25 protein-coding genes are annotated in these 24,459 nt (G+C 71.9%); 7 read left to right on the top strand and 18 right to left on the bottom strand.

Annotated features, from left to right (window positions below):
* Nucleotides 1–24: 24 nt before the first annotated feature.
* Nucleotides 25–924 carry a LysR family transcriptional regulator gene (locus CRP49_RS08685; protein WP_094215466.1) on the bottom strand — a complete coding sequence of 300 codons (900 nt, stop codon included), beginning with the start codon at nucleotides 922–924 and terminating at the stop codon, nucleotides 25–27.
* Between the two features lie 80 nt (nucleotides 925–1,004).
* On the opposite strand from CRP49_RS08685, the gene CRP49_RS08690 reads away from it, so the two are divergent.
* The 3 genes from CRP49_RS08690 (at nucleotide 1,005) to CRP49_RS08700 (ending at nucleotide 3,281) form a co-directional block, all read left to right on the top strand.
* Nucleotides 1,005–1,673 carry an MOSC domain-containing protein gene (locus CRP49_RS08690; RefSeq protein ID WP_097252886.1) on the top strand — a complete coding sequence of 223 codons (669 nt, stop codon included), beginning with the start codon at nucleotides 1,005–1,007 and terminating at the stop codon, nucleotides 1,671–1,673.
* Between the two features lie 52 nt (nucleotides 1,674–1,725).
* A complete protein-coding gene (locus CRP49_RS08695; protein WP_097252887.1) occupies nucleotides 1,726–2,499 on the top strand; it encodes an SDR family oxidoreductase in 774 nt (257 codons plus the stop codon).
* 74 nt (nucleotides 2,500–2,573) lie between these two features.
* A complete protein-coding gene (locus tag CRP49_RS08700; RefSeq protein ID WP_094215469.1) occupies nucleotides 2,574–3,281 on the top strand; it encodes an ester cyclase in 708 nt (235 codons plus the stop codon).
* 58 nt (nucleotides 3,282–3,339) lie between these two features.
* Here the strand turns inward: CRP49_RS08700 and groL are convergent, their stop codons facing one another.
* The 4 genes from groL to CRP49_RS08720 form a co-directional block, all read right to left on the bottom strand.
* Nucleotides 3,340–4,968, bottom strand: coding sequence for a chaperonin GroEL (gene groL, locus CRP49_RS08705; protein WP_097252888.1), 1,629 nt, complete (start codon nucleotides 4,966–4,968; stop codon nucleotides 3,340–3,342).
* 120 nt (nucleotides 4,969–5,088) lie between these two features.
* Nucleotides 5,089–5,397, bottom strand: a complete 309-nt coding sequence (gene groES / locus CRP49_RS08710) for a co-chaperone GroES (RefSeq protein ID WP_055493212.1) — start codon at nucleotides 5,395–5,397, stop codon at nucleotides 5,089–5,091.
* Nucleotides 5,398–5,665: 268 nt separating this feature from the next.
* Nucleotides 5,666–6,511, bottom strand: coding sequence for a polysaccharide deacetylase family protein (locus tag CRP49_RS08715; protein WP_373560335.1), 846 nt, complete (start codon nucleotides 6,509–6,511; stop codon nucleotides 5,666–5,668).
* The gene (locus CRP49_RS08720; protein ID WP_179851552.1) at nucleotides 6,508–7,437 is read right to left on the bottom strand and encodes a polysaccharide deacetylase family protein; all 930 of its coding nucleotides are present in this window, start codon (nucleotides 7,435–7,437) and stop codon (nucleotides 6,508–6,510) included. The genes CRP49_RS08715 and CRP49_RS08720 overlap by 4 nt, the downstream gene beginning before the upstream one ends.
* Nucleotides 7,438–7,528: 91 nt before the next feature.
* Between CRP49_RS08720 and CRP49_RS08725 the strand changes: the two genes are divergently transcribed.
* Nucleotides 7,529–8,701, top strand: coding sequence for a methyltransferase domain-containing protein (locus CRP49_RS08725; RefSeq protein WP_097252889.1), 1,173 nt, complete (start codon nucleotides 7,529–7,531; stop codon nucleotides 8,699–8,701).
* 4 nt (nucleotides 8,702–8,705) lie between these two features.
* Here CRP49_RS08725 and CRP49_RS08730 read toward each other — a convergent pair whose 3' ends face one another.
* From CRP49_RS08730 to CRP49_RS08755, 6 genes are all read right to left on the bottom strand, one after another.
* Nucleotides 8,706–9,980 (bottom strand): RNA polymerase sigma factor, encoded by a 1,275-nt coding sequence (locus tag CRP49_RS08730; protein ID WP_097252890.1) that lies wholly within the window; start codon nucleotides 9,978–9,980, stop codon nucleotides 8,706–8,708.
* 45 nt (nucleotides 9,981–10,025) lie between these two features.
* Nucleotides 10,026–10,382 (bottom strand): YciI family protein, encoded by a 357-nt coding sequence (locus tag CRP49_RS08735; RefSeq protein WP_097252891.1) that lies wholly within the window; start codon nucleotides 10,380–10,382, stop codon nucleotides 10,026–10,028.
* Between the two features lie 129 nt (nucleotides 10,383–10,511).
* A complete protein-coding gene (locus CRP49_RS08740) occupies nucleotides 10,512–11,873 on the bottom strand; it encodes an FG-GAP-like repeat-containing protein (protein WP_097252892.1) in 1,362 nt (453 codons plus the stop codon).
* Nucleotides 11,874–11,957: 84 nt separating this feature from the next.
* Complete coding sequence (locus tag CRP49_RS08745; protein ID WP_179851553.1) at nucleotides 11,958–13,013, bottom strand: LCP family protein; 1,056 nt, start codon at nucleotides 13,011–13,013, stop codon at nucleotides 11,958–11,960.
* A gap of 74 nt (nucleotides 13,014–13,087) precedes the next feature.
* Nucleotides 13,088–14,434: an endo-1,4-beta-xylanase gene (locus tag CRP49_RS08750; protein ID WP_097252893.1), complete on the bottom strand. Its 1,347-nt coding sequence runs from the start codon at nucleotides 14,432–14,434 to the stop codon at nucleotides 13,088–13,090.
* Between the two features lie 89 nt (nucleotides 14,435–14,523).
* Entirely contained in the window at nucleotides 14,524–15,555 is a 1,032-nt protein-coding gene (locus tag CRP49_RS08755; RefSeq protein ID WP_097252894.1) for a LacI family DNA-binding transcriptional regulator, read from the bottom strand.
* A gap of 144 nt (nucleotides 15,556–15,699) precedes the next feature.
* Here CRP49_RS08755 and CRP49_RS08760 point away from each other — a divergent pair, with 144 nt between their 5' ends.
* A complete protein-coding gene (locus CRP49_RS08760; protein WP_097252895.1) occupies nucleotides 15,700–18,012 on the top strand; it encodes a glycoside hydrolase family 3 N-terminal domain-containing protein in 2,313 nt (770 codons plus the stop codon).
* 154 nt (nucleotides 18,013–18,166) lie between these two features.
* On the top strand, nucleotides 18,167–19,036 hold the full coding sequence (locus CRP49_RS08765; RefSeq protein ID WP_218892956.1) for a hypothetical protein: 870 nt from the start codon (nucleotides 18,167–18,169) through the stop codon (nucleotides 19,034–19,036).
* A gap of 184 nt (nucleotides 19,037–19,220) precedes the next feature.
* Here the strand turns inward: CRP49_RS08765 and CRP49_RS08770 are convergent, their stop codons facing one another.
* From CRP49_RS08770 to tsaB, 4 genes are read right to left on the bottom strand one after another with little or no spacing between them, the layout of a single operon-like run.
* Nucleotides 19,221–19,472 carry a hypothetical protein gene (locus CRP49_RS08770; protein WP_094215479.1) on the bottom strand — a complete coding sequence of 84 codons (252 nt, stop codon included), beginning with the start codon at nucleotides 19,470–19,472 and terminating at the stop codon, nucleotides 19,221–19,223.
* On the bottom strand, nucleotides 19,469–20,554 hold the full coding sequence (gene tsaD / locus CRP49_RS08775) for a tRNA (adenosine(37)-N6)-threonylcarbamoyltransferase complex transferase subunit TsaD (RefSeq protein ID WP_097252897.1): 1,086 nt from the start codon (nucleotides 20,552–20,554) through the stop codon (nucleotides 19,469–19,471). Before tsaD ends, CRP49_RS08770 begins: the two co-directional genes overlap by 4 nt.
* Nucleotides 20,547–21,044 carry a ribosomal protein S18-alanine N-acetyltransferase gene (gene rimI, locus CRP49_RS08780; protein WP_097257262.1) on the bottom strand — a complete coding sequence of 166 codons (498 nt, stop codon included), beginning with the start codon at nucleotides 21,042–21,044 and terminating at the stop codon, nucleotides 20,547–20,549. Before rimI ends, tsaD begins: the two co-directional genes overlap by 8 nt.
* A 17-nt stretch (nucleotides 21,045–21,061) precedes the next feature.
* Nucleotides 21,062–21,718 (bottom strand): tRNA (adenosine(37)-N6)-threonylcarbamoyltransferase complex dimerization subunit type 1 TsaB, encoded by a 657-nt coding sequence (gene tsaB / locus CRP49_RS08785; protein WP_094215481.1) that lies wholly within the window; start codon nucleotides 21,716–21,718, stop codon nucleotides 21,062–21,064.
* Nucleotides 21,719–21,831: 113 nt separating this feature from the next.
* On the opposite strand from tsaB, the gene CRP49_RS08790 reads away from it, so the two are divergent.
* Nucleotides 21,832–22,389: a hypothetical protein gene (locus CRP49_RS08790; RefSeq protein WP_097252898.1), complete on the top strand. Its 558-nt coding sequence runs from the start codon at nucleotides 21,832–21,834 to the stop codon at nucleotides 22,387–22,389.
* A gap of 6 nt (nucleotides 22,390–22,395) precedes the next feature.
* Here CRP49_RS08790 and CRP49_RS08795 read toward each other — a convergent pair whose 3' ends face one another.
* The 3 genes from CRP49_RS08795 to CRP49_RS08805 form a co-directional block, all read right to left on the bottom strand.
* Nucleotides 22,396–22,575: a hypothetical protein gene (locus CRP49_RS08795; protein WP_097252899.1), complete on the bottom strand. Its 180-nt coding sequence runs from the start codon at nucleotides 22,573–22,575 to the stop codon at nucleotides 22,396–22,398.
* A gap of 127 nt (nucleotides 22,576–22,702) precedes the next feature.
* Entirely contained in the window at nucleotides 22,703–23,215 is a 513-nt protein-coding gene (tsaE, locus tag CRP49_RS08800) for a tRNA (adenosine(37)-N6)-threonylcarbamoyltransferase complex ATPase subunit type 1 TsaE (protein WP_097252900.1), read from the bottom strand.
* The gene (locus CRP49_RS08805) at nucleotides 23,181–24,440 is read right to left on the bottom strand and encodes an alpha/beta fold hydrolase (protein ID WP_097252901.1); all 1,260 of its coding nucleotides are present in this window, start codon (nucleotides 24,438–24,440) and stop codon (nucleotides 23,181–23,183) included. Before CRP49_RS08805 ends, tsaE begins: the two co-directional genes overlap by 35 nt.
* Nucleotides 24,441–24,459 lie beyond the last annotated feature (19 nt).

A 24,459-nucleotide genomic window follows, 5' to 3' on the forward strand; every position in this document is an offset into this window, starting at 1 on the left:
GTTGAGAGGACTCCGTCACCGGCGCTACTGCCGCCCGGCCGCCCGGGCCAGTTGCTCCAGCGTCGCCGCCACGGCCGGCACCTGGGCCAGGTCGGGCAGGGTGAGAGCGACGATCTGCCGTCGTACCGCGGGTTCCAGCGCCACCGTGCGCACTCCCCGGGGCCGTACCGACTCCACCGCGAGCTGCGGCAGCACCGCGACGCCGAGGCCCGCGCCGACCAGGCCGACCACCGCCGGATAGTCGTCGGTGGCGAAGTCGATGCGGGGCGTGAAGCCGGCGCTCTCGCACACCTGCACCAGCTGGCCGCGGCAGCGCGGGCAGCCCGCGATCCAGGGCTCCCGGGCCAACTCCCCGATGGCGACGGACTCCGCGCGCGCGAGCCGGTGCCGTTCGGGCACCAGGGCGACCAGACGGTCGGTCAGCAGGGGCCGTACGACGAGGTCGTCCCACTCCTCGGCGACCGCGGCTCCCTCGTAGCGGAAGGCGAGCGCCAGGTCGCAGTCGCCCTCGCGCAGCAGTTCGACGGACTTCGGGGGCTCGGCCTCCTCCAGGGAGACGCGGGTGCCGGGGTGGGCGGCGCGCAGGGCGGCCAGGGCGGTGGGGACCAGGGTGGAGCTGCCGCTGGGGAAGGAGACCAGCCGGACCCGGCCGGCCCTCAGGCCCGCGATGGCGGCGACCTCCTCCTCGGCCGCGGTGAGCCCGGCGAGGATCCCGGAGGCGTGCCGGACCAGGGCCTCACCGGCCTGGGTCAGACGCATCTCGCGGCCGCTGCGGACCAGCAGCGGGGTGCCGACCGAGGTTTCGAGGGCCTTCATCTGCTGACTGACGGCGGGCTGGGTGCAGCCCAGCTCGCGCCCGGCCGCCGAGAAGGATCCGGTGGTGGCGACGGCGCGCAGGACGCGGAGATGACGGGCCTCGATCACCCCCCGAGCATAAGCCTGACTTGGACATGGCGCCGCATATTGCGTCGACGCTTTGGGGTGCGGTCCCGTACCGTCGGAGCATGAAGCTTCTCTCGGTCAATCTGGGCCGCCCGCAGCCGGTGCCGTACACGGACCAGGCGGAGGGTGTGACCGCCATCGACAAGCGGCCGACCGACGGACCGGTGCGGGTGGCGGCTCCGGGGCCCAAGGGGGTCGGCGGGAGCGGGCTGGCCGGGGACACGGTGTGCGAGTTGCGCCACCACGGCGGCTACGACCAGGCGGTGTACGCCTTCGCGCGCGAGGACCTCGACGACTGGGAGCGGGAGCTGGACAGATCGTTGGCCAATGGCTGCTTCGGCGAGAACCTCACGACGGAGGGTCTGGACGTGTCCGGGGCGCTGATCGGCGAGCGCTGGCGGATCGGGCCCGAGGTGGTGCTGGAGGTGACGTCGGGGCGGATCCCGTGCCGTACGTTCCAGGGCCATTTGGGCGAGCGGGGCTGGGTGAAGAGGTTCACCCAGAAGGGCGTGACGGGTGCCTACCTGCGAGTGATCGAACCGGGTGAGATCCGGGCGGGCGATCCGATCGACATCGTGCACCGGCCGGACCACACGGTGACGGTGGCGATGCAGTTCCGCGCGGTCACCACCGAGCGGGAGCTGCTGCCGCAGCTGCTCGTGGCGGGCGAGGCGCTGCACTCCGAGACACTGGCCGCGGCCCGCAAGTACGTCGCCGGACAGGACCGCTGAAGGGCCGTCACCGTCACCGGACGCTGTCGGTCCGGGTCACTACCCTTGGGCCATGACAACGGCTCTGATTACGGGATCGACCGCGGGAATCGGTGCCGCGTTCGCGCGGCGGCTGGCGGCTGACGGGCATGACCTCGTCCTGGTGGCCCGGGACGGCAGACGGCTGCGCGAGCAGGCGACCGAGCTGCACGACCGGCACGGCATCGAGGCGGAGGTGCTGAGCGCCGACCTCGCCGAGGACAAGGGCATCGAGGCGGTGGCCGACCGGCTCAGCGACCGGAAGAACCCGGTCGACCTGCTGATCAACAACGCCGGCTTCGGCAACAAGGGCCGCTATCTCGAAGTGTCCATGGCCGACGAGCTGCGGATGCTCAAGGTGCACTGCGAGGCGGTGCTGCGGCTGACGTCGGCGGCGTCCGAGGCGATGCGGGAGCGCGGGCGCGGCGGGGTGGTGAACGTCGCCTCGGTGGCGGCCTTCGTGCCCCGGGGCACCTACGGCGCCTCGAAGGCCTGGGTCGTGCAGTTCACGCAGGGCGCGGCGAAGGACCTGGCGGGCAGCGGCGTGCGGCTGATGGCGCTGTGCCCCGGCTTCGTGCGCACCGAGTTCCACGAGCGGGCCGGGATGGGCACGGACAACATCCCGGGCTGGATGTGGCTGGACGCGGACAAGCTGGTCGCGGCGGCCCTGGCCGACCTCGCGCGCGGGAAGACGCTGTCCATCCCGGACCCCCGGTACAAGGCGCTGATGGGACTGGTGAAGGTCGCCCCGCGCGGGCTGATGGGCGGCATCAGCTCGAAGACGGGCCGCAAGTACGGGCCCCAGTAGGACGGGTGGCGTCCGCGTTCCGGTGGGAAAATGGGCCTGACGGATCCGGACCCAGGGGGCCGGGAGGCGGCGCCATGACGTTCGTACAGCTCATCGACTGCAGGACCAGCCGGCTCGACGAGATGAACCGGCTGATGGACCAGTGGGTCGAACAGACCAAGGGGAAGCGGACCGCGACGCACGCGGTGGTCGGCAAGGACCGATCGGACGCGTCGCACGTCATCGAGATCGTGGAGTTCCCGTCGTACGAGGAGGCGATGCGGAACTCGAACCTGCCGGAGACCGACCGGATCTACCGGGAGCTGGTCGCCCTGTGCGACGAGATGCCGACGTTCACGGACCTGGACGTGGTGCGCGACGAGCCGTTGTACGCGGCCCAGGCGCGCCGGTTCTTCGACACCGTCGCGCTCCAGGGGCCGTTGCCCGCGCTGAACGACCTGATCGCGGAGCACTACCACGACCACGATCCGGCCAACGAGCAGGACACGCTCGGGCTGGACAACATGCGGCGTGAGATCGAGATGTGGCGGCGCGCCTTCGACTTCACGTTCACCATCGAGGACCAGATCACCCAGGTGGACCGGGTCTGCACCCGCTGGAGCTGGAACGGCATCCAGAAGGACGAGTTCATGGGCCTGCCCAACACCGGCCGCCAGGTGTCGATGACCGGGACGACCGTCTTCCGGTTCGACCGCGACGGCAAGATCCTCGAGGGCTGGTGGCAGTACGACCGGCTCGGGCTGCTGGGGCAGTTGGGCGCGCTGGACGCGCTGGAGACCTAGGAGGAAACGCGAAGGCCCGGCACCCCGAGGGGGTGCCGGGCCTCAGTGCTGAGGTGCCTCAGTGGGAGTGGCCGTGACCGTGGCCGTGGCCCGCCTCGGCCGGCTCCTCTTCCTTCTTCTCGACGACCAGGGTCTCGGTCGTGAGCAGCAGGGAGGCGATGGAGGCGGCGTTCTCCAGGGCGGAGCGGGTGACCTTGACCGGGTCGATGACGCCGGCCTTGACCAGGTCGCCGTACTCGCCGGTGGCGGCGTTGTAGCCGTTGCCCTTCTCCAGCTCGGCCACCTTGGAGACGATGACGTAGCCCTCGAGGCCGGCGTTCTCGGCGATCCAGCGCAGCGGCTCGACGGCGGCGCGGCGGACGACCGAGACACCCGTGGCCTCGTCGCCGGTCTTGCCGAGGTTGCCCTCCAGGACCTTGACGGCGTGGACCAGCGCGGAGCCACCACCGGAGACGATGCCCTCCTCGACCGCGGCGCGGGTCGCGGAGATGGCGTCCTCCAGACGGTGCTTCTTCTCCTTCAGCTCCACCTCGGTGGCGGCGCCGACCTTGATGACGCACACGCCGCCGGCCAGCTTCGCGAGGCGCTCCTGGAGCTTCTCGCGGTCCCAGTCGGAGTCGGTGTTCTCGATCTCGGCCTTGATCTGGTTGACGCGGCCCACGACGTCCTCGGAGTTGCCGGCGCCGTCGACGATGGTCGTGTCGTCCTTGGTGACCGTCACGCGGCGGGCGGAGCCCAGCACGTCCAGGCCGGCCTGATCGAGCTTGAGGCCGACCTCCTCGGAGATGACGGTGGCGCCGGTGAGGACGGCCATGTCCTGCAGCATCGCCTTGCGGCGGTCGCCGAAGCCGGGGGCCTTCACCGCGACGGCGTTGAAGGTGCCACGGATCTTGTTGACGACCAGGGTCGACAGGGCCTCGCCCTCGAGGTCCTCGGCGATGATCAGCAGCGGCTTGGAGGCACCCGACTGGATGACCTTCTCCAGCAGCGGCAGCAGGTCCTGGATGGAGGAGATCTTGCCCTGGTTGATGAGGATGTAGGGGTCCTCCAGGACGGCCTCCATGCGCTCCTGGTCCGTCACGAAGTACGGCGACAGGTAGCCCTTGTCGAAGGCCATGCCCTCGGTGAAGTCCAGCTCCAGACCGAAGGTGTTGGACTCCTCGACGGTGATGACACCGTCCTTGCCGACCTTGTCCATCGCCTCGGCGATCAGCTCGCCGACCTGCTGGTCCTGGGCGGACAGCGCGGCGACGGCGGCGATGTCGGACTTCTCCTCGATCGGGCGGGCCGAGGCGAGGAGGTCCTCGGAGACGGCGGCGACGGCCGCGTCGATGCCCTTCTTCAGGGAGGCCGGGGAGGCGCCGGCGGCGACGTTCTTCAGGCCCTCGCGAACCAGCGCCTGGGCGAGCACGGTGGCGGTGGTGGTGCCGTCACCAGCGATGTCGTTGGTCTTGGTCGCCACCTCCTTCACCAGCTGGGCGCCGAGGTTCTCGTACGGGTCCTCGACCTCGATCTCACGGGCGATCGTGACACCGTCGTTGGTGATGGTGGGGGCGCCGAACTTCTTGTCGATGACGACGTTGCGACCCTTGGGGCCGATCGTCACCTTCACCGTGTCGGCCAGCTTGTTGACGCCGCGCTCGAGGGCGCGACGGGCGTCCTCGTCGAACTTCAGGATCTTCGCCATGACAGCGGGAGCCCTCTCGGAAATCTGTGGGTGAAAAAAGAACTGCGCCCTGGCGCCCGGCTTCTTAGGTGGTCGCGGGGGCCAGGGGCGCAGCTGGAAGCAACTGAGTGCTCGAGGTGATTACTTCTCGATGATCGCGAGGACGTCGCGAGCCGAGAGGACGAGGTACTCCTCGCCGTTGTACTTCACCTCGGTGCCGCCGTACTTGCTGTACAGCACGATGTCGCCGGTCTTGACGTCGAGCGGAAGGCGCTCGCCGTTCTCGAAGCGGCCCGGGCCCACGGCCAGGACGACGCCCTCCTGGGGCTTCTCCTTGGCGGTGTCCGGGATGACCAGGCCAGAGGCCGTGGTCTGCTCGGCGTCCAGCGGCTGGACCACGATGCGGTCCTCGAGCGGCTTGATGGCAACCTTGGAGCTGGCGGTCGTCACGATCCGACCTCCCCCTTCGGAGATCTCACGGGGTTAACTGTCTGAGGTGGCGACCAGGTCGATCCGTCGTCGCGGGTGCCGGACCTGCCCGTCGCGTTTGTTGGCACTCTCATCTGCCGAGTGCCAGAGCCGAGACTATGACCGCGATTAGCACTCGGTCAAGCGGAGTGCCAATGCCGTGCGGCGCGTCGGCAGGTTACCGGCCTGAACGGCCTCGTCCTCAAACGCCGGACGGGCTGGTTGATGCGGACGGCGCTGAAAAGAACCGTTACAGGTAATCCTCAAGGCGCCCCACCGTCAGTCCCCTTGCCTGGACGCGGCGCAGCAGGCGCGCCGTGCGTTCCTTGAGGGTGGGGCCCGTGGCCTCGTCGGGGCCGACCAGGACGATGTCGCCCGGGCGCAGGTGGCGCTCTCCGTGGGCGTAGGCGATGCCGTCGGAGGTCATGGCGGCGCGCCACAGGACGAGTGCGGAGATGCCGCAGTCGGCGGCCGCGCGCAGGGTGGTGGTGTCGTACGTGCCGTAGGGCGGGCGGAAGAGGCGGGGGCGGATGCCGAAGCGGGACCTGAGTTTGTCCTGCTGGCCGCAGATCTCGGCGCGCTGGCCGGCGTACGGCAGTCCGGGCATCGCCGGGTGGTCGAGGGTGTGGTTCTCGATGTCGGCGCCGACGGCGCGCAGGCGGGCGAAGTGGCCGTAGCCGGGGCCTACGACGCTGTCGGTGAGGAAGAAGCTGACCGGCAGCCCGAGGTCGCGGACCATGTCGACGAAGCGCGGGTCGCGCTCGGCGCCGTCGTCGTAGGTGAGGAAGACGACCTTGTCGGTGGTGGCGACGTGGTCCACGACCCGGGGCGGGAAGGCGCCCGCCCGGTGGGCCGTGGGAAGGCGGGCCAGGTGGCGGGGCGGGGCGGCGAGCGGGGCGGCCAGGCCCCAGCGGCGGTAGGCCTGGCTGCCGGACGGGCTCGGTTGCCGTACGCCTTGGGCCGCGCGTTTGCCGAGGCGTTCGATGGGGTCGACCGACTGGGCGCAGCCGGTGAGGAGGAGGGCCGAGGCGAGTACGGCGGCCAGCCCGGCCGGTACCCCTCCCGGACCGCGCCCCGGTCGCCCCCGGCGCCTCACAGGTAGTCCTCCAGGCGCGCCACGGCGTACCCCTCGCGCGTGACCTTGTTCAGGAAGCGGCGCATGTCGTCGACCATCGTGCCGTCCCAGTCGTCGCGGCCGCGGAAGTGGGTGAGCACGATGTCGCCGGGGTGCAGGTTCTTGTCGTCCTCGCGGTACTCCCAGTGGTCGACGAAGACCTCCTCGTCCCAGATCGGCGCGTACTTGATCCCGCAGACCTTGGCGGCGCGCAGGGTGTCGCCGTTGTAGTTGCCGTAGGGCGGGCGGAAGACGGTCGGCGCCTTGCCGAACTGCCGCTTCATGACGGCCTGCATGCCGCAGATCTCGTCCTTCTGCTCCTCGTAGGACAGTCCGGGCAGGTAGGGGTGGGTGAGGGTGTGGTTGTTGAGGGTGTGACCCTCGGACTGCATCCGGCGGAAGTAGCCGTAGTCGTCCTTGACCAGGTAGTTGCTGAGGAAGGCCGTGTAGGGGATCTTCAGGTCGCTCATCATGCGCAGGAACGCCGGGTCCTTCTCGGCGCCGTCGTCGATGGTGAGGAAGACGACCTTCTGCCTGGTGGGGACGGTGGTGAAGACCGGCGGCAGGTTCTCCTCCTCCTGGCCGTCCACCTCGAAGCCGTCGCGCGCGGTGATCTTCGGCTTCCTGGTCGGTGGCGCAGGGGGTCTCAGCGGGACCTCGTCGAGGTTCCAGTGCCGGGCGGCGGCGACCAGGCGGGCGTGTTCGGCGGCGAGGCGGGCCTGCGGGTCCACCGGCCCGCCGTGGCCGCCGTGGCCGCCCTGGCCGGGGGCGCCCTGGGCTCCGGAGTCCGAGCCGAGGGCGGCACAGCCGGAGAGAAGGGCGGTGGAGGCCAGCGCGGCTACCGCGCAGCGGAGGGCGAGCTTCGGAAGCCGTGCCCGACTTTTGTCATTTTGTACTACTACTCGCATGGCGTCGGATCCTTCCAGCCCCGGGGCCCCGAACCCGGTCCGACACCGCCGCCGGAGGCGCACCATCCACCGACTGGCCCACAATGACCCGGTGAACGACCTCGCCCTTCTCCTCACCCCCGAAGGCCGCGCCCTCCTCGACGAGGTGCGCGACACCGACCCCGCACAGGAGCTGGCCGTCGCCACCCGGCTGCGCCGCGAGCACCCCGCCGAACTGGTGTCGGCGGCGCTGGGGCAGGCCCGGCTGCGGCAGCGGGCGGTGGCGAAGTTCGGGGCCGAGGACGCGCGGCGGATGTACTTCACGCCGAACGGGGTCGAGCAGTCGACCCGGGCGAGCGTGGCGGCGTACCGGGCGGGCCGTATGCGGGAGCTGGGCGTGACCTCGGTCGCCGACCTGTGCTGCGGGATCGGCGGCGACGCGATCGCGCTGGCCCGGGCCGGGATCCGGGTGCTGGCCGTGGACCGGGATCCGCTGACGGCGGCCGCGGCCCGGGCGAACGCCGAGGCGCTGGGGCTCGCGGGGCTGATCGAGGTGCGGGAGGCGGACGTCACGGAGGTGGACACGGCGGGCTACGACGCCGTGTTCGTGGACCCGGCGCGCCGGGGCGGGCGGGGCCGGATCTTCGACCCGGAGGCCTACTCACCGCCCCTGTCCTGGGCGGTCGCCACGGCCCTCGGCGCTCCCCGGGCCGCCCTGAAGATCGCCCCCGGCATCCCGCACGAGGCGATTCCCGCCGAGGCCGAGGCCGAGTGGATCTCGGACGGCGGGGACGTGAAGGAGGCGGTGCTGTGGTTCGGGGCCGGAAAGCCGGGAAGCGTGCGGGCCACGCTGCTGCCCGGCCCGCGCACGCTGCTCGGCCGGGGACTGCCCGATCCCCGGGTACGCCCGGTCGGCCGGTACTTGTACGAGCCCGACGGCGCCGTCATCCGCGCCCATCTGGTCGCGGAGGTGGCCGAGGAGGTCGGCGGCGGCCTGGTCGACGAGACCATCGCGTACGTCACGGCCGACGAACTGCGTCCGACGCCGTACGCCTCGGCCTACGAGATCACCGACCGACTCCCCTTCAACGTCAAGAAGTTGAAGGCCCTGCTGCGGGAGCGGGAGGTCGGCACGCTGACCGTGAAGAAGCGGGGGTCGGCGGTGGAGCCGGAGGAACTGCGCCGGAAGGTCAAGCCGCAGGGACCCAACGCGGCGACCGTGTTCCTGACCCGGGTCGCAGGGGCCCCGACCATGCTGATCGGCGCCCCCGCACAGCCGCTGTAAACCCTCACTGACCAGGAAGGGAACGCAGTTTCGCCCGCAACAGCCGGCGCTCGCTCTCGTTGCGCGCCAGCCCCGCCGCCCGTACGAACTCCTCGCGCGCCTCGGCGGTGCGCCCCAGCCGCGCCAGCAGGTCGCCGCGCACGCTGGGCAGCAGGTGGTAGTCGCGCAGGGCGGGTTCGGCGGTCAGGGCGTCGACGAGCTTCAGCCCCTCGGCCGGGCCCTCGGCCATCGACACGGCGACGGCGCGGTTCAGCTCGACGACCGGGGACGGGGCGCGGGAGGCGAGCAGGCCGTACAGGGTGGCGATGGTCCGCCAGTCGGTCTCCTCGTAGGAGTACGCGTGCGCGTGGCAGGCGGCGATGGCGGCCTGGAGGGCGTAGCGGCCGGGGGCGCCGGTGGCCTCGGCGCGGCCGAGGGCCCGGATGCCGCGGGCGATGAGCATGCGGTTCCAGCGGCGGCGGTTCTGGTCCTTCAGGAGCACCGGTGTGCCGTCGGGGCCGGTGCGGGCGGCGGTGCGGGAGGCCTGGAACTCCAGGAGCGAGGTCAGGGCGTGCACCTCGGGCTCCTTGGACATCAGGGCCGAGAGCACGCGGGCCAGGCGCAGGGCGTCCTCGCACAGGCCGGGACGCAGCAGGTCGTCCCCGGCGGTGGCCGCGTATCCCTCGTTGAAGATCAGGTAGATGACGTCCAGGACGGAGCCGAGGCGGGCCTCGCGGTCGGGGCCGTACGGCACCTCGAAGGCGACGTTCTTCGTGGCGAGCGTCTTTTTCGCCCGGACGATGCGCTGGGCGATCGTCGGCTCCGGAACGAGGTAGGCCCGGGCGATCTCGGCCGTGGTCAGGCCGCCGAGCAGGCGCAGGGTGAGCGCGGTGCGGGCCTCCGGGGACAGCACCGGATGGCAGGTGGTGAAGACCAGCCGCAGCAGGTCGTCGTCGATGTCGTCCGGGTCGGCGGGCTCGTCGTACGACGCCGGGGCCGTGGTCTCCAGGTCCCGGCCGATCTCGGCGAGCTTGCGGGCGTAGGTCTCGCGGCGCCGGACCAGGTCGACGGCACGGTGCCGGGCGGTGGCCATGAGCCAGGCGCCGGGGTTGTCGGGCACGCCGTCCCTGGGCCATCGCTCCAGCGCCGCGACCAGCGCGTCCTGCGCCAACTCCTCGGCGATGCCGACGTCCCGCACGATCCGGGCGACACCGGCGACGACCCGGGGGGACTCCAGCCGGAAGACGGTCTCGATCGTGTGCGCCGCGGTGGGCTGTGCCGCGGTGGGCTGTGCTTCCACAGCCCACCATGCAACACCCCCGGACGGCCCGGGGCCAAGGACCGCTCAGCCCTCGGCGATCTCCCGCACCTCGCAGGTGACCGTCCAGAACTCCTCGTGGACCTGGAGGAACCGCTTGGTCCACTCCAGGGCCTCGGCCATGTCCTTGCACTGCATGATCGCGTAGCCGCCGACGACCTCCTTGGACTCGGTGAAGGGCCCGTCGGTGACGGAGATCTTCCCGCCCTCCCAGCGCACGGTGGTGCCCTGGGCGGAGGGGGTCAGGCCGGCGGTGTCGAGCATGACCCCGGCCTTGGTGACCTCCTCGATCAGCCGGCCCATCCGCTGCATCAGCTCCTCGCTGGGGCCCTCGGCGGGGGCGGAGGCCTCGTCGATGCGCACGAGCGACAGATAGCGGGGCATGGTGACTCCTTCGGTCGGTGCGGCGGGGTCCGTCCCCGCCGCTCACCCATGCGTCGATCGGGAGACACCCGGATCGACACGGTCCCGGGATTTCCTCGAAGAAATTTTTTCCGGGACCGTGCGGCGCCGCTACTTCAGCTCGGACCCGAATCCCGCCTTCGTGTACGGCGCTCCGACCGCCTTGCCGCCGAAGGCGAGGGCCGCGTCCGTGACCACGCCCGTGGGGCGGCCGCGCAGGACCCAGACCGCGCCGTTGCCCGCGTCCTCGTTCGGCGCGGAGGCGGCCAGGTCGGCGTGTCCGTTGCCGTTGATGTCGACCAGGCCGACCGTGTAGCCGAAGGCGTCGTTGACCTCGGCGGTGCCGGGGACGCCCTTGGTGTTCTGGGTGAAGGCCTGCGCGCCGGTGCCGGTCAGGCCGGAGCGGCTGCCGCGCAGCACGTCGACCACGCCCTCGTACTGGTTCTCGCCGGGCACGCCGACCGCCACGTCGTCGATGCCGTCGCCGGTGATGTCGCCGACGGCGACCGAGCGGCCGAACATGTCGTTCTCCTCCAGGGCGCCCGGGACGCCGGGGGTGTTCTGCGTGTACGACTTCCAGGTGTCCGGGGCGCCCAGGCCCGCGGCCGAGCCGTACGCCACCCAGATCTCCTCGTCCTCGGCGCGGCCGGTGACGAGGTCGTCGACGCCGTCGCCGTTGACGTCCCCGATGGCCGCCGCGCGGTCCCCGGGGAAGGCGACGGACGGGGCGAAGCCCGAGGGGGTGCTGAGGTACACGTCGGTGCAGTGGCTTCCGTCGCCGCAGTACGCGGTGAGCGCGAGGTCGTCGCGGCCGTCGCCGTTGAGGTCGCCGGTGGCGCCGTCCTGGATGTCGATGTACTGGAGGTGGTCGGGGTCCAGGGGGGTCTTGGTGGCCGGGGTGCCGGTGCGCTTGAGCGGGCCCTTCCAGAGGGTGGCGGTGGTGCCGGCCGGGTCGTCGCCGCCGGAGAAGGCCGTGCGGAACAGGGCCAGGTCCAGCCGCCCGTCGCCGTCGAAGTCGCCGGTCTGGGTGTCGGCGGCGGGGACCGACGTACCGCCGGACAGTCCGCGCGGCCCGCCCCACACCACGACCGCGTCACCGGACGTGGAGCCGACGACCAGGTCCGCGTACCCGTCGCCGTCCAGGTCGCCCTTGGACAGCTGGAAGCCGAAGACCCCGCCCTTGGCCGGGCTGCCGGGGATGCCGGACGTGGCGCGGCTGATGATCGTGCGGTGGCTGGTGGACAGGCCGCGCGGGCCGCCGTACATCACGGTCACGTAGCCCGCCCTGGCCTTGCCCCCGATCGTGGCCTGCGGGGCGCCGACGGCGAGGTCGGGGTAGCCGTCGCCGTTGAAGTCGTCGCGGACGGGCGCGGCCGCCTTCGTCGCGGACGCCTGCGGTACGGCGGCCCCGAGGGCGGTGAGGCCCAGGGCCAGCGGAAGCGCCCAACGGGCGTGCGAACGCAACGAGAACACCGGAAAACCCCCAGATGTACGGCGACTTGGTCACCGCAGGAGACTCACCGGTCACCCCTATGGTTGTACTGCCGGTTGTGCCGCTCAGCGCAGCGACGCCCACAGTTCGCTCGCCGCCGGTTCCTTCGCCACCACCCGATTGGCGTCGGAGGGTGCCGTGACGACCGGCATCATCACCGTCTTCACCCGGTCGGCCGTGAGGCCCTTCAGGCTCTGGCCGAGCTTCATCAGCTCGCCGAGGGAGTCCAGGCCGGTGTCGGTGGTGAGGCTGGCGGTCACCGCGTCGGCGACCTGGTAGAGCTTGGTCGGGTCGGTGAGGAGGTCGGTGTCGGCCATCTGCTCCAGCAGGGCCTTCACCAGCTTCTGCTGGAGGCCTATGCGGCCGAGGTCGCTGCCGTCGCCTATGCCGTGCCGGGTGCGGGCGAGGGCCAGGGCCTGGGTGCCGTCCAGGTGGTGGGTGCCGGCCTTGAGGTGCAGATGGCTCCGGTCGTCGTCGATGTCCTGGTCGGTGGTGACCGTGACCCCGCCGAGCGCGTCGACCAGCTTGGCGAAGCCGGCGAAGTCGATCTCCAGGTAGTGGTCCATGCGGACGCCGGTGATCGACTCGACGGTCTTGACCGCGCACACCGGACCGCCCACCGAGTAGGCGCTGTTGAACATCGCGCCGTACGCCACCGCCGTGGAGCCGCCGGAGGACAGCGGGCAGGACGGGCGGGTGACGAGGGTGTCGCGCGGGATGCTGACGACGGTCGCCTTCGTCCGGCCGGCGTCGATGTGCACCACCATCGCGGTGTCGGAGCGGGCGCCGGAGCTGTCGCCGCCGCCCAGCTCCTGGTTGGCCTTGCCGCTGCGCGAGTCGGAGCCGAGGACCAGGATGTTCAGGGCGCCGGTGGGCAGCGGGGAGGCGTCGGCCGAGGCGGTCGCGGCCGGGGTGGTCACCGCCTTCGCCGGGCGGTTGTCGCCGAGCGCGCTGTTGATGTCGACACTCTTGATGTTGTTGTTGAGGTGCCAGTACGCGTAGCCGGCCGTGGCCACGCCCAGCACCAGGAATCCCGCCAGGGTGAGGCCGGCGGCCTTCAGCGCTCTCGACCGCCGGCCCGCCCGTCTGCCCGCGTCGCCCTGCTCCTCTTGTCGCGTCACGGGCAGGAACGTAAGTCCGAATTATTAGGGGACTGTTAGCGGAAGCCGTGAGAACCCGTTTTCTTGGGAAATTCTCATCCCAACGTCACCGTGGGCAGCGGGTTGCTCCCGCTCCACGACGCGTTGAAACCGAACGTCACCGAACCGCCGTCCGGCACGGACCCGTTGTACGAGGCGTTCGCGCAGGACACCGCCGCGCCCGACCGGGTGCACGTGGCGTTCCAGGCCTGCGTGATCTGCTGGCCCGCGCCGAACGTCCAGTTCGCCTTCCACGAGGACAGCGAGGCCCCGGAGCAGGAGATCGTGACCTGGCCGGTGAAGCCGGTGTTCCACTGGCTGGTCACGCTGTAGGCCGCGGTGCAGGCGCCGGCCGGGGGCGGGGTGGTGGTGGAGCCGCCGAGGGCCTCGGCGATGCCGTGGTAGGCCGGTTTCGGCGCGTAGTTCTCGTCGTACGGCGTCGCCGCCCCGTACCCGGGGAACGTGCTCGGCACCCAGGAGTCGGAGTCGGTGAAGCCCCACACGGTGACGTTGACGCAGCGGGTCACGGCCGCGCAGGCGGCCACCACGGACTTGAAGTCGGCCGCCTGCTGGGCGAGTTTCGTGCTGTCGACGGGCAGCGCCATCCGTACGTCCAGCTCGGTGATGGCCACGTCCACGCCGAGGTCGGCGAAGCGCTGGATGTTCTGCTGGAGCGTGGCCGGCACCTGGCCGAGGATCAGATGGGCCTGCAGGCCGACGCCGTCGATCGGGACGCCCTGCTGCTTGAGGGACTTGACCAGGTTGTACAGGGCGATGGACTTCGCGTTCACGCCCTCGACGTTGTAGTCGTTGATGTACAGCTTGGCGTCCGGGTCGGCCGCGTGGGCCCAGGTCAGGGCGCTGGCGACATAGCCGGAGCCGAGGCCGTTGTACCAGAGGGTGGAGCGGTAGCTGCCGTCCTCGTTGAACGGCTCGTTGACCACGTCCCAGGCGGCGATCTTGCCCTTGTAGCGGCCGACCTCGGTGCTGATGTGGTTCTGCAGCAGGCTGCTGAGCTGGGCGGAGGTCCAGCTGCCATTGGTGAGCCAGCTCGGGTTCTGGCTGTGCCAGACCAGGGTGTGGCCGCGCACCTGCTGGTCATGGGCCTGGGCGAAGGCCACGATCTGGTCGGCCTCGCTCCAGTTGAAGCTGCCCTGGGTGGGCTCGACCGTGCCCCACTTCATGGCGTTGCCCGGGGTCAGCGAGTTGAACTGGGCCCCGGCGACGTCGCCGTACGTCCCGGTGAGCTTGGAGCCGGTGACCGCCGTGCCGATGACCTTGCCCTTCGCGGCCGCGAGGTCGCGCAAGGGGGTGTCGGCGGCGTGCGCCGCGGGCGCCGTGAGCGCGAGCATGACACCGGTCACGAGGGACGCGAGGGATAAGCCTGTTCTCAGAGATCTCATCGCGGGTGCCTCCGAAAGTTTCGGCTGAATAACCGACTGGCTTCGGAGCAGTGTGGAGTGGCCCTCGACACCCGTCAATACACGAACCGCTAAACCGCCGGAGGCACTCCCGTGCTGGACCGCACCACCAGGCTGGTCGCCAGCTCCACCCGGGTCGCCGCCCGCTCGTCCTCCGCGCGGCCCAGGTCCAGCACCAGCCGGGCGGCGGCCTCGGCCATCTCCGTCAGCGGCTGCCGTACGGTCGTCAGCGGCGGGCCCACCCAGCGGGCCACCGGCAGATCGTCGAAGCCGACCACGCTCAGGTCCTCCGGGATGCGCAGCCCCAGTTCGCGCGCGGCCTCGTACAGCCCCAGCGCCTGCAGGTCGTTGCCTGCGAAGACGGCGGTGGGCCGGTCGGGGCCGCGCAGCAGCTCCAGGCCCAGGCGGTAGCCGGAGTCGTGGTGGAAGTCGCCGGTCCGGACCAGGCGCGGGTCGACCGGGAGCCCGGCGGTCTCCAGGGCGGCGCGGTAGCCGTCGAGGCGGGCGCGGCTGCACATCATCCGGGAGGGGCCGCTGATCGCGCCGATCCGGGTGTGGCCCAGCTCCACCAGATGCCGGGTGGCGGCGAGGCCGCCCTGCCAGTTGGTGGCGCCGATGGAGGGGACGTCCGGGCCGGGGTCGCCGGCCGGGTCCATCACCACGAACGGGATGGAACGGCTGGTCAGCAGCGCCCGCTGGGACTCGTCCAGGCCGGACAGCACGAGGATCACCCCGTGCGGGCGGCGGGCGGCGACCTGGTCGGCCCAGGTCCGGCCCGGGGTGAGCCGCCCGGCGGACTCGGACAGCACGACACTCAGGCCCGCGTCCCGGGCCACGTTCTCCACGCCCCGGATGACCTCCATCGCCCAGGCGCTCTCCAGCTCGTGGAAGACCAGGTCGATCAGGGGCGAACGGGAGGCCTCGGCGCGGCGGCGCCGGTAGCCGTAGGCGCGCAGCAGCTCCTCGACCCGGGTGCGGGTCGCCGGGGCGACGTCGGCGCGGCCGTTGAGGACCTTCGAAACAGTCGGAGCGGACACCCCCGCTTCCCGGGCGATTTCGGCGAGGGTCGCCGTCTGCGTTTCTACGGGCTTCGAAGGCTTCATGCCCGCGATCGTATCCCTGCGGACCCTCTTGACGAAGGCCTTCGCGCGCCATAGGTTCCCGGAACATTCGATGTATTGTCCGAAACATTCGCAGCATCGACGAGCCCCTCTGACGAGCATCCCGACCCATCCGACGGGAGTTCCATGACCACCGCTCCTTGGCGCGACCCCGCCCTGCCCGCCGCCGACCGCGTCGACGACCTGCTCTCCCGGATGACCCTGGAGGAGAAGACCGCCCAGCTGTACGGCGTGTGGGTGGGCGCCGCCACGGACGGCGACGGAGTCGCCCCGCTGCAGCGCGAGATGACCGCCGAGTACGACTGGGACGAGCTGATCACCCGGGGGCTCGGCCAGCTGACCCGCTCCTTCGGCACCGCCCCCGTGGACCCGGCGCTCGGCGCCCGGGCCCTGGCCCGCGCCCAGCGGCGGATCGCGGCGGCGGGCCGCTTCGGCATTCCGGCCCTCGCCCACGAGGAGTGCCTGGCGGGCTTCACGGCCTGGGGCGCGACGGCCTACCCGGTGCCGCTGGCCTGGGGCGCGTCCTTCGACCCGGCACTCGTCGAGCAGCTGGGCCGGCACATCGGGCGCGATCTGCGCTCGGTCGGTGTCCACCAGGGCCTCGCCCCCGTCCTGGACGTGGTCCGCGACCCGCGCTGGGGCCGGGTGGAGGAGACGATCGGCGAGGACCCGTACCTGGTCGGCACGGTCGGCGCGGCCTATGTGCGCGGCCTGGAGTCGGCCGGGATCGTCGCCACGCTCAAGCACTTCGCCGGGTACGCGTCCTCGGCCGGCGCCCGCAACCTCGCCCCCGTCCGGGCGGGGGTGCGCGAGTTCGCGGACGTGACCCTGCCGCCGTTCGAGATGGCGCTGCGCGAGGGCGGGGCGCGCTCGGTGATGGCCGCGTACACCGAGACCGACGGCGTGCCGGTCTCCGCCGACCCGGGCCTGCTGAGCCACCTGTTGCGCGAGGAGTGGGGCTTCACCGGCACGGTGGTCGCCGACTACTTCGGCATCGGCTTCCTGCAGACCCAGCACCGGGTCGCCGGGGACGAGGCGGGCGCGGCGCACCTGGCCCTCGCGGCGGGCATCGACGTCGAGCTGCCGACCCTCAAGTGCTACGGCACCCCGCTGGTGACCGCCGTACGAGCGGGCCGTGTCCCGGAGTCCCTGGTGGACCGGGCGGCCCGCCGCGTCCTGCTCCAGAAGTGCGAACTGGGCCTGCTGGACGAGGACTGGCGGCCGGAGCCGGAGGGCCCCGTCGACCTCGACTCGGCGGACAACCGGGCGCTGGCCCGCCGGCTGGCGGAGGAGTCGGTGGTCCTGCTGGACAACCCCGACGGGCTGCTCCCCCTGGCCCCCGACACCCGGGTCGCGGTCGTGGGCCCCCGCGCGGCGGACGCGCTCGCGATGCTCGGCTGCTACTCCTTCCCGTCCCACGTCCTCACCCACCACCCCGAGGTCCCCCTCGGCCTCTCCATCCCGACCGTCCTGGACTCCCTGCGCGCCGAACTCCCGGACGCCAAGGTCACGTTCGCCGAGGGCTGCGGGGTCTCGGACCCGGACACCGCCGGCTTCGCGGAGGCGGTCGCCCGGGCGGCCGAGGCGGACGTGTGCGTGGCGGTCCTCGGCGACCGCGCGGGCCTGTTCGGCCGGGGCACCTCGGGCGAGGGCTGCGACGTGGCGGACCTCCGACTGCCAGGCGTACAGGCGGAGCTGCTGGACGCACTGCTCACCACGGGCGTCCCGGTGATCCTGGTCCTCCTGACCGGCCGCCCCTACGCCCTGGGCCGCTGGCACGGCCGGCTCGGCGCGGTCGTGCAGGCCTTCTTCCCCGGCGAGGAGGGCGGCCCGGCGCTCGCCGGGGTCCTGTCCGGCCGCGTGAACCCCTCCGGCCGCCTCCCGGTGAGCGTCCCGCGCGTGCCCGGCGGACAGCCCTGGACCTATCTCCAGCCCCCGCTGGGCCTGGCCGGCGAGGTCAGCAGCCTGGACCCGACCCCGCTGTACCCCTTCGGCCACGGCCGCTCGTACACGTCGTTCACCTGGCAGGACCACACGGGCAACGATGTCACCGAGATCGGCACGGACGGCTCGTACGACCTCTCGCTGACCGTCCGCAACACGGGCGAGCGCGCGGGCGCGGAGGTCGTCCAGCTGTACCTGCACGATCCGGTGGCGTCGGTGACCCGCCCGGACGTCCGGCTCATCGGCTACCAGCGGGTGGAACTGGCCCCGGGCGAGGCCCGCCGGGTGACCTTCCGCTTCCACCCGGACCTGTCGTCCTTCACTGGCCGCACGGGCGCGCGGGTGGTGGAGCCGGGGGCGCTGGAGCTGCGCCTGGGCCCGTCGAGCGCCGAGGTACGGCACACGGCGCGGCTGCGGCTGACGGGGCCGGTACGGGTGGTCGGGGCGGATCGGCGGCTGCGCTGCGAGGTGGAGGTGTCCGAGGGAACTGATTGAGCAGAAGGGGCCGAGGGGACGTATGTGAGCCACAGCGGGATCACAAGGAAACCGGTTCCGCAAGACCTCTGACACGGGCGTTCAGGATGGGTTCCGGTTGCGCCTGGCAGGGTCGGGCCGAAGTTGATCACCCCCCACCCCGACAGGAGCACCTTTGACTACGACGAAGTCCGTCATGAAGAAGCTGCCCGAGGTCACGCTGGCGTTCTGGATCATGAAGATCGCCGCGACGACCCTGGGCGAGACGGCGGGCGATCTGTTCGCGCAGACGCTCAAGCTCGGCTATTTCCTCACCACCATCGCCCTGTTCCTGGTCTTCGTGGTGACGCTGGTGATCCAGCTGCGCTCGTCCCACTACAACCCGTTCTTCTACTGGACCGTGATCCTGTCGACCTCCATGGCCGGCACCACGATGTCCGACTTCATGAACCGGGACGCCAGCGCCAAGTACCTCTCGGGCGGCGCCACGAAGCTGGGCTGGGGCCCGCAGGGCCTCGGCCTCGGCTACCCGGAGGGCGCGGCGATCCTGGTCTCGATCCTGCTGCTGATCTTCCTCGGCTGGAAGCTGAGCGGGATGACCTTCCAGATCACCGAGATCGTCTCCTTCAAGGGCGAGGCCCTGTTCTGGTCGGCCATCCTGGTCTCCAACACGCTCGGCACCTCGATGGGCGACTTCCTCTCCGACAGCTCGGGCCTCGGCTACCTGGGCGGCGCGGCCCTGGTGACCGGCCTGCTGCTCGTGCTGCTCGCGCTGATGAAGGTGCCGGCCGTCCCGAACGTCCTGCTCTTCTGGATCGCCTTCGTCCTGACCCGCCCGCTGGGCGCCACGGCGGGCGACCTCCTCACCAAGCCGGTCGCCAAGGGCGGCCTGGACCTCGGTACGGCCGGTTCGTCGGCGGTGCTGCTCGCGGTCCTGTTCGGCCTGATGGCGTACGCGCATCTGCAGGAGCGGAAGGCCGGGACGGCCGCGCTCGAAGGCCCGGAGGCGGGCGCGGTCAGCCTCGAGAAGGCCGGCCGCCGGTAACGGAAAACACCCCGCCCCCGGAGAACCGGGGGCGGGGTGTTCATGGAGCGCCGGGCAGGCCTTGCACCTGCATTTCCCCGCAGGAAGCGGGGCGTCTTTCCTTGGACCACCAACGCACTGCGTTCGTACCGAAGTTCCGGCCGTTCGCTGTGTGATGATCATAGCCGATGTGCGGGCCGGTACGTCAACTCAGCTGCTCGAACCGCCAGCGGTGCACGGCCCGGGTCACCAACTCGGCGTCCGGCTCGGGAAGTTCGGGCAGCGAGGCGTCGTACGGCGCGTCCCACCAGGTGATGACGAGCACCCGGTCCTGCGGGGCGCGGAAGGTCTCCCGCCGCACCGGCTCCCGGGCGAGCCCCTGTGCCCGCACCCAGGCGAGGAGTTCCCCGCCCCGGCCCTCGGCGGCCCGGGCCTCCCACATCAGGGCGACCGTCACGAGTACAGGTTCTCCTTGCTGACCTCGTGCACATGGTCGTGGCCCGGGACGTGCGGGTCCGTCACCGGCAGGGAGGAGTCGGCGGACAGGTCCCAGCTGGAGGCGGCCCGGTTGCGGGAGACCATCTCGGCGCCGAGCGCCGCGACCATCGCGCCGTTGTCCGTGCACAGCTTGGGGCGCGGGACGCGCAGCCGGATGCCGGCGGCCTCGCAGCGCTCCAGGGCGAGGGCGCGCAGACGGGAGTTGGCGGCGACGCCGCCGCCGATCATCAGATGGTCGACGCCCTCGTCCTTGCAGGCGCGGACGGCCTTGCGGGTGAGGACGTCCACCACGGCCTCCTGGAAGGAGGCGGCCACGTCACGGACCGGGACCTCCTCGCCGGCGGCGCGCTTGGCCTCGATCCAGCGGGCCACGGCCGTCTTCAGACCGGAGAAGGAGAAGTCGTACGCCGCGTCGCGCGGGCCGGTCAGGCCGCGCGGGAAGGTGATCGCCTCCGGGTCGCCCTCGCGGGCGTAGCGGTCGATGACCGGGCCGCCGGGGAAGCCCAGGTTCAGCACGCGGGCGATCTTGTCGAAGGCCTCGCCGGCCGCGTCGTCGATGGTGGAGCCCATCGGGCGGACGTCGGAGGTGATGTCCTCGGACAGCAGCAGGGAGGAGTGGCCGCCGGACACCAGCAGGGCCATGGTCGGCTCGGGCAGCGGGCCGTGCTCCAGCTGGTCCACGCAGATGTGGGAGGCGAGGTGGTTGACGCCGTAGAGGGGCTTGCCGAGCGCGTAGGCGTACGCCTTCGCGGCCGAGACGCCGACCAGCAGGGCGCCGGCGAGGCCGGGGCCCGCGGTGACCGCGATGCCGTCCAGGTCCTTCGCGGAGACGCCCGCCTCCTTGAGCGCGCGGTCGATGGTCGGGACCATCGCCTCCAGGTGGGCCCGGGACGCCACCTCGGGTACGACACCGCCGAAGCGGGCGTGCTCGTCGACGCTGGAGGCGACCGCGTCGGCCAGCAGGGTGGTGCCGCGGACGATGCCGACGCCGGTCTCGTCGCAGGAGGTCTCGATGCCGAGGACGAGAGGTTCGTCAGTCATTGGTCTCGGTTCCTTGTACGGAGGATGAACCCGCGGCGGAGCCGCTGTTGGGTTCCGTGGTCAGGCGCATCACCAGGGCGTCCACGTTGCCCGGCTGGTAGTAGCCGCGTCTGAAGCCGATGGGCTCGAAGCCGAAGCGCTCGTAGAGCTTCTGGGCGCGGACGTTGTCGACCCGGCACTCCAGCATGACCTCGGAGCACTCGAAGGCGGTGGCGGCCTTCAGCAGCTCGGCGAGCAGCAGGGCGCCGAGGCCGGTGCCCTGCTGGTCCCGGGCCACGGCGATGGTCTGGACGTCGGCCAGCTCGCCGGAGGAGGCCAGGCCCGCGTAGCCGACGATGCGGCCGGCGTCCTCGGCCACGAGGTAGCGCCGGGTCGCCTCGGAGCCCCGGGAGTGGGCCAGCTCGGACCAGAACATGCCGCGGGACCACGCGTCCTCGGGGAAGAGGTCCTTCTCCAGCTCGAGGACGGGGTCGATGTCCCACCAGCGCATCTCGCGCAACTGTCCGGTCACTTGGGGGTGACCACCTTGTAGTTCTTGGGGACCTGGGCGTCGGGACGGCGCAGGTACAGCGGACGCGGGGCCGGAAGCTCCTCGCCCGCGGCCAGCTTCTCGGCGGCCAGCGCGGCGAGGGCGGCGGCGGACACGTGCTCGGGCTCGTGGGCGCTCGGGAACGTGTCCGGGTAGAGCAGCGCGCCCGCGCCGACCGCGGGGAGCCCGGCGACCTGCTCGGCGATGTCGGCGGGGCGGTCGACGGCCGGGCCGGTCAGGCGGGTGCGGGAGTCGGCGTACGTCGCCCAGTAGACCTCCTTGCGCCGGGCGTCGGTCGCCACGACGAAGGGGCCCTTCTCGATGTCGGCTGCGTAGGCGAGCCCGTCCAGCGTGCACAGGCCGTACACGGGGACGCCGAGCGCGAGGCCGAAGGTGTCGGCGGTCATCAGGCCGACGCGCAGGCCGGTGTAGGGGCCGGGGCCGGTGCCGACGACGACCCCGGTGACGGCCTCCAGCTTGAGCCCCGCCTCGGCGAGCACACGGTCGACGGCCGGCAGCAGCAGCTCCCCGTGCCGGCGCGCGTCCACCTGACTCGACGAGGCGATGACGTCCGTCCCGTCGTGCAGTGCGACGGTGACGGCGGGGGTGGCGGTATCCAGAGCGAGCAAGAGCACGCGAACAGCCTACGGCGCCCGCGCCGCCCGCATCGCCGTCCGGGGCAGACGGTGACTGACTGCTACGGTCTGTACGAAGTACGACATATGGCGCGAGGCAGAGGTGGACGGACGTGGCAGGGACCAGCTCGGGGATCGTGGCCGGCCTCACCGCGGCGGCCCTCGGAGCCGTCGGCTTCCTCGCCTACCAGGCACAGGCGACCGTACCGGCGAGCCTGGTCGGCGGGGCCGGCGCGGGGGCGTCGCCCTCGGCGAGCGCCAGCAAGGCGCCGCGCGATCTGCGCAACCCGGGCGCCCTGCCGGGCGACTCCGGTACGGGTGAACGGGTCGTGTACTCGGTGGACGACGACCGGGTCTGGCTGGTCGACGAGAGGAACCTGGTGCAGCGCAGCTTCGGGGTGCGCCCCGGCGCGCTCGACCCGCCCGTGGGCCGGTACTGGGTCACGTCCCGCTCCAACGCGGTCACCGGGACGGACGGCGTTCCCATCGAGCACGTGGTGCGCTTCACCAGCGTGGACGGGGTGGTGATCGGCTTCAGCGCGGCGGTGGGCAGCGGCGCGGGCATGACCACCGAGGGCGTGAAGACGGGCGGCATCCGGGAGCGGCGCGAGGACGGCGACGCGATGTGGAAGTTCGCGACGATCGGCGTACCGGTCGTCGTCATCCGCTAGCCGCGGCTACGCGGCCCGGCGGTGCCCCTGCTCCCGCCCGGCCTGCTCGGTCTTCTCGGGCTCCGGCTGCCGTGGTGGTCGGGAGATGGTGGCCGCGGCCGCGCACGACGCCAGCAGGTCATGCATGGACACCCCGGAGACCACGAGCGGCCCGGCCGGTTGCGCCGTGGGTCGAGAAGCGGGCATGGACGCCTCCTGACGTGCGGGGGCGGGCGTAGTTAGGCACACCTAACCACTGGCTGGATACCATGTGACCACGCCCGGGACGCCCGGCGCAACATGTTGCCGACGGCTTGTCGGAAAGTACGGCGGATCAGGCGCCCAGCGTGTCCAGGCCGGCCTCGGCCCACCGCTCTCCGAGCCCGGTCACCGTGACGTGCCGTACCTCGTCCGTGGTGTCGCCGACGGCGCGGTGGATGACGACCTGCAACCGGTCCTCGGTCAGCTCCTCGACCTTGCCCTCGCCCCACTCCACGACGATCACCGAGTCGGTCAGGGAGACGTCGAGGTCCAGGTCCTCCATCTCGTCGAGGCCGCCGCCGAGCCGGTAGGCGTCGACATGGACGAGCGGGGGGCCGTCGCCGAGGGAGGGGTGCACCCGGGCGATCACGAAGGTCGGCGAAGTGACCGCGCCACGGACGCCCATGCCCTCGCCGAGCCCGCGGGTCAGCGTCGTCTTGCCCGCGCCCAGCTCCCCGGTGAGCATCACCAGGTCGCCCGCGCGCAGCAGCTTGGCCAGTCGGCGGCCCAGCTCCCGCATCTGCTCGGGAGAGGTGACGGTCAGCCGGGTCTCAGCGGGGTTGTGCGGTGCTGCTGGTGCTTCCATAGCCACTTACGGTAGCCCCTGCGGGCACGGCACCCGCGCGGGTGAGCAGGTCGGCGAGCCGGTCGGTGACCACTTCCGGGTGTTCCAGCATGACCAGGTGCCCCGCGTCCGGCACCAGCACCAGCTCGGCGTCCGGGAGCAGGTCGGCGATGACCTCGCTGTGCTCGCTGGGCGTGACCAGGTCCTGCACCCCGGCCAGCACGAGCACCGGGAAGTCCCGGAAGCAGGCGAGTGCCTCGGTCTTGTCGTGGTCGGTGAAGGCCGGGTAGAACTCGGCGACCACGTCGATCGGCGTGGACTCGATCATCCGCTCGGCGAACCGCTCGACGGCCGGGTCGACGTCCCGGGTCGCGAACGAGTACCGCTTGATGATCCCGGCGAACAGATCGGCGGTGGCCCGCCGGCCCTTCTCGACCAGTTCCGCCTGCTGCCCGAGCGCCTTCAGCACTCCGGGGAGGATCCGGCGCACCGCGTTGACGCCGGCGAGCGGCAGCCCGAAGTTGACCTCGCCGAGCCGTCCGGACGACGTGCCGACGAAGGCGGTGGCGACCACCCGGTCCCGGATCAGCTCCGGGTACTGGGCGGCCAGCGCCATCATCGTCATCCCGCCCATGGAGTGGCCGACCAGCACGATCGGCCCGTCCGGTACGGCCGCGTCGAGGACCGCCTTCAGATCACGGCCGAGCTGGTCGATGGTGACGGGCACGCCGTCCTGGGTCTGGGCCACGCCCCGCCCGGACCGCCCGTGGCTGCGCTGGTCCCAGTGGACGGTCCGGACGACCCCGCGCAGGGCGGCGCGCTGGAAGTGCCAGGAGTCCTGGTTGAGGCAGTAGCCGTGGCTGAAGACGACGGTGACCGGGGCGGGTGCCTTGCGGCCGAAGAGCCGGCGGCGGCGCGGGGAGACGTTCGGGCCGGGGTCGGGTTCGACGTCGTCGACCTCGTAGTACAGCTCGGTGCCGTCGTCGGCGTGCGCCTTGCCGGGGGTGCCGCGCAGGGTGCCGTAGGGGCCCGCCGAGTCCAGCGCGAGCCGGGCCTTGCGGCGCATCCCGCGGCCGACGGTCATCCGCTCGATGGCCACACCGGCGGCCGCGCCCGCGGCGAGCACGCCTATCGCGGCACCGGCGATGCCGGTCGCCCTGCGCCAGCTGCCGGCCGCCTCCGCGGCGGAGGCGGCGGCCGCCGCGGCGACGACGTCCGCCACGGCCTCCGCACTGCTCTCGCTCACGTACCGCTCCTCTTCGCCG

Source organism: Streptomyces sp. Ag109_G2-15 (genome assembly GCF_900215565.1).
GTDB lineage: Bacteria > Actinomycetota > Actinomycetes > Streptomycetales > Streptomycetaceae > Streptomyces > Streptomyces diastatochromogenes.

Bases quoted from the DNA above. Each gene is read 5' to 3' on its own strand.
- CRP49_RS08795 (WP_097252899.1), bottom strand. From the start codon at position 22,575: ATGCCCGCTTCTCGACCCACGGCGCAACCGGCCGGGCCGCTCGTGGTC.
- CRP49_RS08750 (WP_097252893.1), bottom strand. From the start codon at position 14,434: ATGAGATCTCTGAGAACAGGCTTATCCCTCGCGTCCCTCGTGACCGGT.
- CRP49_RS08720 (WP_179851552.1), bottom strand. From the start codon at position 7,437: ATGCGAGTAGTAGTACAAAATGACAAAAGTCGGGCACGGCTTCCGAAG.
- tsaD (WP_097252897.1), bottom strand. From the start codon at position 20,554: ATGACTGACGAACCTCTCGTCCTCGGCATCGAGACCTCCTGCGACGAG.
- tsaE (WP_097252900.1), bottom strand. From the start codon at position 23,215: ATGGAAGCACCAGCAGCACCGCACAACCCCGCTGAGACCCGGCTGACC.
- CRP49_RS08755 (WP_097252894.1), bottom strand. From the start codon at position 15,555: ATGAAGCCTTCGAAGCCCGTAGAAACGCAGACGGCGACCCTCGCCGAA.
- groL (WP_097252888.1), bottom strand. From the start codon at position 4,968: ATGGCGAAGATCCTGAAGTTCGACGAGGACGCCCGTCGCGCCCTCGAG.
- CRP49_RS08735 (WP_097252891.1), bottom strand. From the start codon at position 10,382: ATGCCCCGCTATCTGTCGCTCGTGCGCATCGACGAGGCCTCCGCCCCC.
- CRP49_RS08760 (WP_097252895.1), top strand. From the start codon at position 15,700: ATGACCACCGCTCCTTGGCGCGACCCCGCCCTGCCCGCCGCCGACCGC.
- CRP49_RS08695 (WP_097252887.1), top strand. From the start codon at position 1,726: ATGACAACGGCTCTGATTACGGGATCGACCGCGGGAATCGGTGCCGCG.
- rimI (WP_097257262.1), bottom strand. From the start codon at position 21,044: ATGCGCTGGTGGGACATCGACCCCGTCCTCGAGCTGGAGAAGGACCTC.
- CRP49_RS08700 (WP_094215469.1), top strand. From the start codon at position 2,574: ATGACGTTCGTACAGCTCATCGACTGCAGGACCAGCCGGCTCGACGAG.
- CRP49_RS08690 (WP_097252886.1), top strand. From the start codon at position 1,005: ATGAAGCTTCTCTCGGTCAATCTGGGCCGCCCGCAGCCGGTGCCGTAC.